The organism is Rhizobium rhizoryzae, from assembly GCF_011046895.1.
GTDB classification, from domain to species: domain Bacteria; phylum Pseudomonadota; class Alphaproteobacteria; order Rhizobiales; family Rhizobiaceae; genus Neorhizobium; species Neorhizobium rhizoryzae.
The window spans coordinates 347,737-359,589 of sequence record NZ_CP049250.1 but is presented as its reverse complement, the minus strand read 5'-3'; the positions used below and the strand labels follow the sequence as shown (position 1 = coordinate 359,589).

The 11,853-nt window shown below is 56.8% G+C and carries 9 protein-coding genes and 1 tRNA gene; 3 read left to right on the top strand and 7 right to left on the bottom strand.

Annotated features, from left to right (window positions below; genetic code table 11):
- Positions 1–3 precede the first annotated feature (3 nt).
- On the top strand, positions 4–1,821 hold the full coding sequence (locus tag G6N80_RS07935; RefSeq protein WP_165132888.1) for a DUF2357 domain-containing protein: 1,818 nt from the start codon (positions 4–6) through the stop codon (positions 1,819–1,821).
- A 2-nt stretch (positions 1,822–1,823) separates the two neighbouring features.
- Here the strand turns inward: G6N80_RS07935 and G6N80_RS07930 are convergent.
- The 3 genes from G6N80_RS07930 to G6N80_RS07920 form a co-directional block, all read right to left on the bottom strand.
- Positions 1,824–1,899: transfer RNA gene (locus G6N80_RS07930), tRNA-Lys, on the bottom strand.
- 133 nt (positions 1,900–2,032) lie between these two features.
- Positions 2,033–3,547, bottom strand: a complete 1,515-nt coding sequence (locus G6N80_RS07925; RefSeq protein WP_165132885.1) for a site-specific integrase — start codon at positions 3,545–3,547, stop codon at positions 2,033–2,035.
- Between the two features lie 271 nt (positions 3,548–3,818).
- Positions 3,819–4,706, bottom strand: a complete 888-nt coding sequence (locus tag G6N80_RS07920; RefSeq protein ID WP_062555407.1) for a LysR family transcriptional regulator — start codon at positions 4,704–4,706, stop codon at positions 3,819–3,821.
- Between the two features lie 105 nt (positions 4,707–4,811).
- Between G6N80_RS07920 and G6N80_RS07915 the strand changes: the two genes are divergently transcribed.
- Positions 4,812–6,308: a CoA-acylating methylmalonate-semialdehyde dehydrogenase gene (locus tag G6N80_RS07915; RefSeq protein WP_165132882.1), complete on the top strand. Its 1,497-nt coding sequence runs from the start codon at positions 4,812–4,814 to the stop codon at positions 6,306–6,308.
- 225 nt (positions 6,309–6,533) lie between these two features.
- On the opposite strand, the gene G6N80_RS07910 is transcribed toward G6N80_RS07915, so the two are convergent.
- From G6N80_RS07910 to rirA, 3 genes are all read right to left on the bottom strand, one after another.
- A complete protein-coding gene (locus G6N80_RS07910) occupies positions 6,534–7,193 on the bottom strand; it encodes a TetR/AcrR family transcriptional regulator (RefSeq protein WP_244484759.1) in 660 nt (219 codons plus the stop codon).
- A 483-nt stretch (positions 7,194–7,676) separates the two neighbouring features.
- Positions 7,677–8,705 carry an AbrB family transcriptional regulator gene (locus G6N80_RS07905; protein ID WP_165132879.1) on the bottom strand — a complete coding sequence of 343 codons (1,029 nt, stop codon included), beginning with the start codon at positions 8,703–8,705 and terminating at the stop codon, positions 7,677–7,679.
- 87 nt (positions 8,706–8,792) lie between these two features.
- Entirely contained in the window at positions 8,793–9,263 is a 471-nt protein-coding gene (gene rirA, locus G6N80_RS07900; RefSeq protein WP_062555410.1) for an iron-responsive transcriptional regulator RirA, read from the bottom strand.
- 173 nt (positions 9,264–9,436) lie between these two features.
- Here rirA and G6N80_RS07895 point away from each other — a divergent pair, with 173 nt between their 5' ends.
- Entirely contained in the window at positions 9,437–10,474 is a 1,038-nt protein-coding gene (locus G6N80_RS07895) for a Fe(3+) ABC transporter substrate-binding protein (protein WP_165132876.1), read from the top strand.
- A 69-nt stretch (positions 10,475–10,543) separates the two neighbouring features.
- Here the strand turns inward: G6N80_RS07895 and G6N80_RS07890 are convergent, their stop codons facing one another.
- Positions 10,544–11,848, bottom strand: coding sequence for an NAD(P)/FAD-dependent oxidoreductase (locus tag G6N80_RS07890; protein WP_062555412.1), 1,305 nt, complete (start codon positions 11,846–11,848; stop codon positions 10,544–10,546).
- Positions 11,849–11,853: the final 5 nt, after the last annotated feature.

Sequence of the window (11,853 nt, the reverse complement as noted above, 5' to 3'; positions counted from 1 at the left end):
CTCTTGCTCACGTGCCTTGCCTTTGAGGATGATCAAGGCCATCGGGTAACCGAACTGCTGATCGTCGCCCGCGAAAGCGATCTTGATGCGATCAAGGTATTGCCGGTGTCGGAAGCGCTTGAGTACGGCGAGGAGCCCATCCAACTACTTGAGGGGCGCACATACCACTATGAGGTCAAGGATGCTGGATTGGAGCTGGAGCCGATTCCTGGCATTCTCCAACGCTTTATGGTCGGAGCTGTTGATCTTGACCGCGGAATGCTGACGCCTGGCCTCTACGTCGGATCGCTACAGCTACACCTTCTCCGAGCCGGCCAGCGAGTTGGCTCGGCAAGAGTTGAGGTCCGGTCCAGAAAGCTTGATTTCCGGAGCGACTACCGGAGCATGCTTGACGACATTGCGAACGTCTCACTTGACTTGCTTCTCGCCATGTTCTCCCCGTCGTCCGTTGACGTAGATTTCGATCTCACGAAAGATAGTGACTCACTTCAACAGCAATTTTTCTTTCTCCGCTCGCTCATCGACAGCGCGGACTTCCGAGCCGCGATGCAGCAGGTCTTGGCCCAGCCCCATAGTCGACTCGTCGCAACACATGAAGAGCGCTCAGCCTCAAGGCCGGTCAGTGGAGGTGCCGAGATCGGCCGGCAGATCGCTTCGCGCTATCCTCGTGAACGATTAGGTCCCTCCCATCCTTTAAGCGCATCTCTACCCACCGTGCCTCGCTACATATATAGCAGCGCCGTTGTGGAGACGCACGACACCCCGGAGAACCGCTTCGTTCTGTTTGTCATCGAACAGTTCATTGAGCTTCTCACCACAATGTCCACGATCCTGCAATCTAAGGGTAGGGCCGCTGTGCACTTCGTCGGCCGGGAGATCGGACCATTGCTCCAGCGCATGGAGGAATACCGCAGCCATGACCTCTTCCAGGACGTATCCCATCTCACTGAGCTGCCGCTTGGCAGCCCAGTGCTGCAGCGGAAGGCTGGGTATCGCGAAGTCCTTGAAGCGTGGCTCAAGTTCAACGCTGCGGGGCGTCTGACCTGGGGCGGATTAGATGATGTCATCAGCGCGGGCAGCAGAAACGCGGCGGCCCTGTACGAATACTGGCTTTTCTTTGTATTGCTCAGGGCGTTGGAACCTTGGTTTGGTGTGGCGCGAGAAGAAGTGATCAACACAATCGTGGTTCCGAGGTCAGACGGGTTTGGGTTAAAAGTGAAGTCCGGTGAGGTTCTGCCGCTGCCGGGAGTAGCCTTCAGACACAATGGTGATGAGTGGAAGCTTCAGTTCAGCTACAATCGGACGTTTTCCGACGGCCCTTCGAAGCCAAATTTCAAACGTTTGACGTTCTTTGACTCTGGGAGCGCGGATTCATGGTCGAGAAAAATGCGCCCAGATTTCACGATTTCCATCTGGCCGTCCGCCTTCGATCAAAATGAGGCGGCTGCGAATGGCAAGCTCATACATTTGCACTTCGATGCAAAGTATAGCGTTGATCAACTCAAGGAGCTTTTTGGTGATCCCGAAATAGACGTTGATGAAGAAAAGAGGAGCCAGCGGGTAGGAAGATACACCCGAGGTGATTTACTGAAGATGCACGCTTATAAAGATGCTATCAGACGATCCAAGGGAGCCTACGTTTTATACCCTGGATACGGCTCGGGTCACCGAAATTTCTTGTGGCAGGAATACCACGAAGTCATCCCAGGGCTAGGAGCGTTCTCCATTCGGCCCGACGACGCCGATACTGGATGTGAGACAATCCGGAAGTTCCTACTCGACGTTCTAGACGAGCTCTCCCCGCCCGCTTCGAAGAGTTGAGATGGTGGGTGATGTAGGGCTCGAACCTACGACCCGCTGATTAAGAGTCAGCTGCTCTACCAACTGAGCTAATCACCCCCACGACGCCTACTCAAGACGTAGGCGCTTATAGATTGGTTCGGCACCGTCGTCTAGCAAGTTCTGTATCTGTATTCGCCGAGGTGTCATCCTTGCACGTAGCTTGGTGATCGCCTCTCGTCGGCTATGAATGTCAGGACTGCATATCTTTTCTTCTAAGCTCTAGGTATGCATCCAGTACCGCGTCTGTCCAAATCGACATGGCTTTGCGCTTCAGGTGTAGGTGTTGCGCACCTCCGTAAGCCAACCTCGTGATCCGGGCAATCCGCTGCTCGCGCGAGTCGTCGTCTTCGGCGTCCAGTTTGTCGGTGCGTCTTATTTCGTGAGCAAGTACCACAGATGCGCCCCCCGGAATGCCGGCTTGGTCCAGCGTCTTGGTGATCGTGGTGCGCAGATCATGTGGCGTCCACCATCTGATGCCGTTCGTCGCGAAGAGGTCGACAGCGGTCTTGCGCTTCTTCGCAAGCGTATCTCTTGCGGCCAACCGCTGGCAGACGGCAAGTGTAGACGACCGGTGGATATGGATATCTTCCTCGCCGCGCTCAGAGGGGAAAAGCCACTCGCTATCTGCCCTGTTCACGAGCGCGAGCTTTTTGGCCATGTGCTGGACCAGCCGGGGAGGGATGGGCAGGATGTGGGCCACGCCGGCCTTCATGATCCCTTCTCCCCATGCGGCCAGATACCAGCCTTCATTTTCCGGGTCCGGAACGTAGAAGGCTTTGCGAATTGCCAAGGCGGCTCCCTGCCTCTGCGCCGTTAGGCATACCCAGTGGAAGGCGGCGGCAACACCGTCACGAATCCCGTACTTGTGGTCATGCTTGGCGTCTAAGCGCCCAGGCAGGCGTCTCGTCGTGTAGGTGTCGACGAGGACGAGCGTTTTCGCTAGCCCTTCCAGCCCCGGATTTCTGGTCCGGGGCTTCACCGTCCGCCCGACCGTTAAGAGTTTCCACCACGGCTCAACCCGATCCAATCCCGACAGTCCGCCGTGGACGGACTGGCAGTGGCTGAGAATGGTACTGACGTTCGAAACCGCTTTTCCTGCGGGGGAGGGGGATGCATGCTTCTTCAGCATGACGTCGCGAATGCTCTCGATATCTGCGCGCTTGATATTGACGGCCGGCATGTCGAGGAGGTCTTTGAATTCGGGTTTCGCGAATGTCGAATTCAATGTGGAGATGGTCGTCGCTCTCCATGGCTTCGCTGCGTTTTCCGCCGTCTTGTCCTCGATGGTCTTCTCGATGCACCGACGCAGGGTCCACGTACCGGCCTTTGGGCGCATTTCCCGAATGATGTCATCGTGAGAGAGGCCAAGGTTGTTTTCCACGGCGTGGTGATGCTGCCGAAGGAATTCCTCCGCGTGGGCGTCTCCGCCGAAATCGATCTGACGCTTCACCTTCTCTGCAAGTTCTCGCGCAGCCTTGATCGAGGGGATGTACCAAGCTTCCCCTTCGTGGGCCCACCCGAGGGTTTTGTTGATCCCCTTATATCGCAGAAAGAATGCAACCTTCTCATTCTTGAGGCGGAGGGAAAGGCCGGTGCACTTCAGGTCGGTGATGTAATGGCTGCCTTTATGCCCAGGACTTGCCTTCTTTAGGAAGTCGGCGAGATGAGAGGGGCGAAGATCGGCTTTGTCGGAAATGGTGGCCATTGAAGTCGTTAGCTCGTTTTCTGGAACACGTCTGGAACATCTGCCCCTCCGATTTTGGGTCTTTCAATAGGCGAGCGGCGAGGTGATCAATGTCTTGGATTAACGGTAGATAACGAGAAAAGTCTATTTATGTCAACAAAATAGCGCGAAAATAAAAGACATCGATATCGATCGGAATCTTGCAATAACGCTAGGCTTTAGGTTTGTGGCACCTGAGGTCGGAGGTTCGAGACCCCCCAACCGTACCATTCCCCCTTTATGGTTGACGCTGTTATTCGGTCACGAAACGTGCCCTGTTTTGTCCGACGATCTCCTGTAGAAACGAAACGACGGTCCTGATGCGTGCCATGTCACGCAGGCTCTCGTGATAATTCGTCCAGTAGGCGCGGCGGATTGAAATGGCCGGAAGAATGCGGCGCAGTTCCGGCACCTGGCTTGCGATGTAATCGTGCAGGATGCCGATACCAGCGCCTGAGCGAACCGCCTCCGTTTGACCGATTGCGCTGGAGATCTCGAAACTGGCATCCCAGTTGCGCATGATTTCACCGGTGAAATTCAGTGACGGGGAAAAGATCAGATCTTCCACATAACCGATCCTTGCATGATGTCGCAGGTCTTCGACATCGCGCGGGGCGTCGTGCCGCTTGAGATAATCCTCGGATGCATAAAGTCCGAGCGTGTAATCGGTCAGGCGGGCGCAGATCAGTCGCCCCTGCGAGGGCTGCTCGACAGTAATGGCAATATCCGCCTCTCGGGAAGAGAGCGAGAAGGAACGCGGAACGGGCACCAGTTGGATGCGCAGGTTCGGATGCCGCCGCATCAGAGGTCCGAGTCTTGGGGCCAGAAATGATACGCCGAAGCCATCCGGAGCGCCAATCCTCACAATGCCGTCGATAGGAGCATCGACATTGCCCGCTCGTGCCTGCGCCGCCAGCATCTCGGCCTCCATGCGTTCCGCCGTGGCATAAAAGGCATGACCCTCAGCCGTGAGATCGCATCCACTGGGCTTGCGGATCAGTAGCCGAGTCCGCAATTGCTCTTCAAGCGCATTGATGCGCCGCCCGAGCGTCGCATGATTGAGCCCGAGCCTCCGGGATGCCGAAAGCAACTGGCCTTCACGAGCGACGGCGAGAAAAATGCGCACATTGTCCCAATCCATTGGTCCTGCCCTGCACTATAAAATTTGCACAATGGATGCGTAAATCATGGTGTTGTCTTGTGCAAATGAAAGCGCATACTGCGGCCACAACACTGGAGGAACACCATGTATCAAATCGGACATTTCATCGACGGCAAGAAGGTCGCCGGTACGTCGGGCCGCAAGCAGGGCATCTTCAATCCCGCGACAGGCGAAGTGCAGGGTGAAGTCGCTCTTGCCAGCCAGGAAGAGCTGAACGCTGCTGTTGCCAGCGCCAAGGCTGCGCAGCCGAAATGGGCTGCCATGAACCCGCAACGCCGCGCACGCGTGTTTATGAAGTTCGTTCAATTGTTGAATGATAACATGGATTCGCTCGCCGAAATGCTGTCGCGCGAGCACGGCAAGACGATCGAAGATGCCAAGGGCGATATCATCCGCGGGCTGGAAGTCTGCGAATTCGTCATCGGCATTCCGCATCTGTCCAAGAGCGAGTTCACGGAAGGCGCTGGTCCGAACATCGATATGTACTCGATCCGCCAGGCTGTCGGCGTCGGCGCAGGCATTACGCCGTTCAATTTCCCGGCCATGATCCCGATGTGGATGTTCGCGCCGGCAATCGCCTGCGGCAACGCCTTCATTCTGAAGCCATCCGAGCGCGACCCTTCGGTTCCGATCCGTCTGGCCGAACTGATGATCGAGGCTGGTTTGCCGGAAGGCATTCTCAACGTCGTCAACGGTGACAAGTCGGCTGTCGATGGCATCCTCACCCATCCGGACATCGGCGCCGTTTCCTTCGTCGGCTCCACGCCGATCGCTCGTTATGTCTACGGAACGGCGGCCATGAACGGCAAGCGCGCCCAGTGCTTCGGTGGCGCCAAGAATCACATGATCATCATGCCGGATGCGGACCTCGATCAGGCTGCCAACGCGCTGATGGGGGCTGGCTATGGCTCTGCCGGCGAGCGTTGCATGGCAATCTCCGTCGCTGTGCCGGTGGGCGAAGATACGGCAAACCGCCTCATCGAGAAACTCACACCCATGGTGGAAAGCCTTCGCATCGGTCCTTATACCGATGACAGGGCCGACCTTGGACCGGTTGTCACCAAGGAAGCGCGCGATCGTATTCTGGGCCTCATCGACAGCGGTGTCGAAGCAGGTGCAAAGCTTGTGGTCGATGGTCGAGACTTCAAGCTGCAGGGCTATGAAAACGGCTACTTCGTCGGCGGCTGCCTGTTCGACAACGTGACGCCGGACATGGACATCTACAAGACCGAGATCTTTGGTCCCGTTCTCTCGGTCGTCCGCGCCAAGACCTACGAAGAAGCACTCGATCTGCCGATGAAGCATGAATACGGCAATGGCGTTGCCATCTACACCCGCGATGGTGATGCAGCCCGCGACTTCGCCAGCCGCATCAATATCGGCATGGTGGGCGTCAACGTTCCGATCCCGGTTCCGCTGGCCTATCACTCCTTCGGTGGCTGGAAGTCTTCATCCTTCGGCGATCTCAATCAGCACGGCACGGATTCCATCAAGTTCTGGACCCGGACCAAGACGGTGACCAGCCGTTGGCCTTCCGGCATCAAGGAAGGCGCCCAGTTCGTCATGCCGACAATGAAGTAATTATCATTCGATCAGACCAGAAAGGCGGCTCGCGGAGCCGCCTTTTTTGTGCGTCTTACATGTCGTAGCCAAAACTGTGCAGCGGTTTTGCGACAACGACATGTGATGAAAAGAGACTTGAAGCGTCAGGAGCGAATCTGAAGGATCGCGACACGCTTTGAAACGAAAACGGCCCCGCCGGTCGGGCAGGGCCATTCAATATACCAGTCAGCGGACGCGTTTACGTCACTTGCTGACGAAACGGCTCAACTGATGACGGATCGACGCCTTGAAATCGGAAACGATCTGGTCGCCTTCGTCGTCTGCGACCTTGATCGCCAGTCGTACCATGCTGACCGTCAGGTGGCACATGACAAAGGCCGTACGAACAAATTCCTCACGCAGATTGGCTGGAACGAAGGCCTCCGAAGCCTTGCAGAACATGTCGGCGATCTGCCGCGCTTCCTTGATGTCGATATCTTCCAGCAGCTTGTCCGCCTGTACGGCATTGATCAGATCCTGAACATGCGGATGGGAGCGCACGAACTTCGCATAAAGCGTGATCATCTCTTCGGCAGCATCGGCAATGCCACCCGCTTCGTTGATCTGCGGCAGCGCGCCGGCCAGGATCGAACGCAGTTGTGAAATGTAACGCTCGTAGAGTGTGGCAATGATTGCCGTCTTGTTGGGGAAGTACTGATAAACGGAAGCAATCGGCCCGCCTGACAGGCTGGCAATTTCCTTCATCGTTACCGCGTCGATCCCCTTCTGGCCGATGAGGTCCATCGCCACCTTCAGGATCTCATCGATCCGCTCGCGGCTCCGTTCCTGCTTCGGAATGCGGCGCAGGGCAAAATGCGAACCTACATCACGCCTGTCGGCCATCTGGTTTCCCGTTGCGTCCATTCTAAGTCTCCCCTCAACAGGTGCGCCTGGCAGCATAACAAGTATTCCTTGCGGAAAGCTTGCGAATGCACGTTTAGCGAAACCCTCTCTCGCATCTTCAACTGGAGAACCCCGTATCGCTCCAGTCATCCCATTCGCCTCGAAGCCAGATCAGATCGAACGATTTAAACTGAACTTCATTGACATCACACATTGCCAGATTGCATCTGACGATCCCGACTGTCCCGCATGTAGCTCGCCGGAACTTTGGAAATCTTAACTTCTTTAGTAAAGAAGAAGCATTCCTCTGTTCTTGGACGCTCATATAGCTTACTGCCCGTGTAAGCTGACGTCTGACAGGTTATCAAAACACAATTTCTGCTTCGCGCCCGCGTCTGCAACGTTTGCGCTTATCTCTGTCAGTACTTCATGTTGTACAGGCGTTCAACTGCGGGAACCCATCAATATCTCATTTTTTGAATACGGTTTTTTGTAGATGATTATTTAGCGCTTCCGGACCCATGCGATCATAGCGGGCATTAGGAATGACAAAAATATAAGTCTTACAATATGATGCGTACCGACATAGGCGGGATCGGCATGCAGTATAATCGCCATGGCGGCCATGGTCTCAAGCCCTCCTGGGGCAAAAGCGATGAGAGCCGCTGACAGCGGAATGCCAAGTATGCGCGATACACCCATCGCAACGGCGACCGAAATGACGCCGGCGATGATGGTAACTGTCAAACCTGCCATACAAGCCGACTTCAGGTCTGATAGGCTAACACCCGCAAATCTTGATCCGATCATGCTGCCGAGAACGACATAAATCGGAATTTGCAGCCATGTCGGGATCCCGCCTTCAACAAGATGGGTAAGGTGCGCCGTGCTGGAGACGACCATTCCGCCAACCAGCAGAGCAGCCGGTACGCGAAGCCTGCCTAGTCCGCGTCCAAGCAGGAAGCCCGCCGCTCCCATTATCGACAGAGCAAGAGGGGTGATTGTGGTGGAAGCCACCGGCATTGGCGCGCCAATCGGAGCGCTCATCTCGACAAACAAGGGCACGAGAAGCGTCAAGGCCAAAACTCTCACGCTCTGAATGACACCGACGCTCACGAGATCGCTCTTGACCCCCGCAGCCAGTGCAAGGACATAGCTGAGATGTCCAGGGCAGGCCGCCAGCATGGACGTCATGGGGTCGTATCGGAAGATCGCCTTCAGGACTGCATAGACGATCAGCAGAAGAGCAAGCGACATTGCCGCCAGCGTGATGAAGCTGAGGGGCCATGCCTGTGCCGCTGAAAGAACCTCCGGCGTAACACCCGATCCCATCGACAAGCCGACCGACAGGAAGGCGATGTTGCGTACAAGGTGGGGAACCTTGAGATCAAGCCCGGCCAGACTGCCGAGCGTGACCAGTGCCGCAGGTCCGATGAGATAAGGAGCGGGGAGTGAAAGCGCCGAAGCAATCAGGGCGCCAATCGAGCCAAGAGCGGCGGTGATGGCAACCGGCCAGATATCCTTCGAAAACATTTTCACCTAGCAGCGCTGTGTGGCAGACCAGCCAAGGGGTTGGCCCTCGCGTTCAGCCTCAACCCGGGCGAACGCGCCATGCGGTCATCAGGCCGGCAGAGCGGCACGCGGGCGCGGCGCAAGATCGTCGAGCCCTAGCAGGAAGTTGATCTGGGGACGCGCCTTTACCAGATCGTCGATCGAGTATTCCGTCAGGACGTCGAAGAAGGCATTCAGCGCCTTGCGAAGCGCGGAATTGAGGCCGCAGCTATCGACAAGGGGACATTCGACGGCGCCGTCCTCGAAGCATTCTGCCATGGCAAAACTGTCTTCCGTCACCTTCACGACGTCGAAAAGGGAGATCTTGTCGGCAGCACGGCCGAGGCGAACCCCACCATTGCGGCCGCGGACAGTCTCGATGAGGCCTGCCTTTGTCAAAGGCTGCAGGATCTTGAACAGAAACAGTTCGGAAACGCCATAGGCCTTGGCGATCTCGGGAATGCGGCTCAGGTTGCCATCATTCGCTGCGCAGTACATCAGCATACGTACGGCGTAATTCGTCTGCTTGGTCAAGCGCATGCCAGTCTCCGTGTTTCCGTTCGACACACATATAAGCCTTGAGCTTCTTTTGAACAATTCCAAAATATGAAAATTTTGTTCATCTTAAGGTGCGCCTCACAGGGCCGTGAGTTGACTGTGTTCCTCTTTTCCTGAATGAGCCAGTCCAGAATTATTAGTGGAGGGATACATTCATGAAAAAAATCACGCGCATTGCTCTGGCGGGCGCTCTGGCGCTGATGTCGTCTACGGTCGCTCATGCCGCAGGCGAGGTGAACATCTATTCCTATCGTCAACCGGAACTGATCAAGCCGCTTCTTGATCGCTTCACGAAAGAAACCGGCATTGCAACCAACGTCCTGTTCCTCGACAAGGGACTGGTGGAGCGGATCAAGGCTGAAGGGGTAAACTCCCCGGCGGACGTGATTCTCACCATCGATATCCAACGTCTCACCGAAGCGAAGGATGGCGGTGTCGTTCAGCCGGTGAAGGACAATGCGCTCATCAACAAGGACATTCCGGCGTCGCTTCGCGATGCGGATGGAGAATGGTTTGGCCTCACCACCCGTGGTCGCGTGGTTTATGCCTCCAAGGATCGCGTCGCCCAGTCCGAGATCACCTATGAAGAACTGGCTGACCCGAAGTGGAAGGGCAAGATCTGCATTCGCGATGGACAGCACGCCTATAACATCGCGCTCTTTGCCTCGATGATCGCCCATCACGGTGCAGACTATACGCAGACATGGCTGACGGGTCTGAAGAACAACCTTGCGCGCAAGCCGGACGGCAATGATCGTAGCCAGGCAAAGTCCATCATGGCTGGCGAGTGCGACATCTCGCTCGGCAACACCTACTATGTCGGCCTGATGATGACGAACGACAAGGCGCCGGAAGAGAAGGAATGGGCGAAGTCGATCAAAGTTCTGTTTCCGAACGTCAAGGATCGCGGAACGCATGTGAACGTGTCCGGCATGGCGCTTGCTAAGAATTCTCCCAACAAGGCCAACGCGCTGAAGCTGATGGAATTCCTGGCGTCGGTCGAGGGCCAGAAGATCTATGCCGAGCAGGTGTTCGAGTATCCGGTCATGGCGGGCGCTGAGCCATCCGCAATCGTCAAGTCCTTCGGCACCATCAAGCCGGATACGATTGCGCTGACCGAGATTGCCAAGCATCGCAAGCAGGCATCGGAACTGGTCGACAAGGTGGGCTTCAACGAAGGTCCTTCGAAGTAAGCCTGTCGTAGATCAGATTTCAGTCATCGAAACGCCGGTGGTCACTCCATCGGCGTTTTTTTACGTCGTTCAGATGCCAAGCCGGTCTCTCAGCCCATACCACCACGCGCCGAGCTGCGTGATCGGCACGCGGAAGCGGCTTCCTCCGGGGAAGGGCAGGTTCGGTAGCGAAGCCCAGACATCGAAGCGTTCCGCATGGCCCGCCACCGCTTCGCCTAGAATGCGGCCCAGAAGATGCGTCGTCGTCACACCGTGACCGCTGTCGCCGTGAGAGAAATAGACGCGCGGTGAGAGGCGCCCGATATGGGGAATACGGGTCAAGGTCAGGGCAAAGTTTCCGCCCCAGGCAAAATCAATGCGCGTCTGGGCCAGTTGCGGGAACGTTTTCAGCATCTTTGGCCGGATTGCCTCGGCGATATCATGCGGATCGCGCCCATCGTATCCGATGCCGCCGCCGTAGAGAATGCGATTATCGGCGGTCCGGCGAAAGTAGTCCAGCACATAGTTTGCGTCCTCGACGCAGAAATCCGCCGGCAGCAGAGACTGCGCCAGCGCTGGATCGAGCGGCTCCGTTGCAATGATCTGGCTAGAGACAGGGAGCACGCGCTCGCTGATCGCCGGAAACTGCGGGGCGAGATAGGCATTGCCGCAGATCAGAACGTATTCACAAGTTACGGAGCCCGCAGCCGTGCGCACGACCGGTCGCTCGCCATCGTCCATCTGCAGAACGCGAGAGCGCTCGAAGATCCGGCCATTCTGCTGTTCGAAGGCCCTCGCTTCTCCAAGAACCAGATTGAGCGGATGAATATGCCCGCCCAGGCGGTCGATCATGCCGCCGGCGTAGCGATCAGTCTGCACATAGGCTCCCACTTCGGATCGCGAGACCATTTCGAGACCGGGATGGCCGTAGCGCTCCCAGTCCTGCTTGTGCACCTCCATCTCGCGCATCTGTTTCTGGGTAAAGGCTGCGAAGAAACCGCCCTCCCGCAGATCGCAATCGATAGCGTAGCGGGAGATCCGCTCCCGGATGATCGCGCCGCCTTCGAGCGACATTTCACCCAGCCTGACCGCCTTTTCCTTCCCGTAGCGTGCCGAGATCGTTGCCAGATCCCGACTATAGCCGTTGACGATCTGGCCGCCATTTCGTCCGGACGCACCGAAGCCGATGCGTTCCGCTTCCAGGATGACCACGGAGAAACCCCGTTCGGCGAGAGCAAGGGCTGCCGAGACGCCTGTAAACCCTGCGCCGATGACACACACATCGCATTGCAGATCTTCAGCCAGCGAAGGCCGAATGCGCCTGTCGCGGGCCGATGCCGCGTACCAGCTGTTCGCATGACCAGCATTGTTCGACAGGGCGGATACGGACGTCATTCGGC

Bases quoted from the DNA above. Each gene is read 5' to 3' on its own strand.
- G6N80_RS07925 (WP_165132885.1), bottom strand. From the start codon at position 3,547: ATGGCCACCATTTCCGACAAAGCCGATCTTCGCCCCTCTCATCTCGCC.
- G6N80_RS07920 (WP_062555407.1), bottom strand. From the start codon at position 4,706: ATGGATTGGGACAATGTGCGCATTTTTCTCGCCGTCGCTCGTGAAGGC.
- G6N80_RS07915 (WP_165132882.1), top strand. From the start codon at position 4,812: ATGTATCAAATCGGACATTTCATCGACGGCAAGAAGGTCGCCGGTACG.
- G6N80_RS07910 (WP_244484759.1), bottom strand. From the start codon at position 7,193: ATGGACGCAACGGGAAACCAGATGGCCGACAGGCGTGATGTAGGTTCG.
- G6N80_RS07905 (WP_165132879.1), bottom strand. From the start codon at position 8,705: ATGTTTTCGAAGGATATCTGGCCGGTTGCCATCACCGCCGCTCTTGGC.
- rirA (WP_062555410.1), bottom strand. From the start codon at position 9,263: ATGCGCTTGACCAAGCAGACGAATTACGCCGTACGTATGCTGATGTAC.
- G6N80_RS07895 (WP_165132876.1), top strand. From the start codon at position 9,437: ATGAAAAAAATCACGCGCATTGCTCTGGCGGGCGCTCTGGCGCTGATG.
- G6N80_RS07890 (WP_062555412.1), bottom strand. From the start codon at position 11,848: ATGACGTCCGTATCCGCCCTGTCGAACAATGCTGGTCATGCGAACAGC.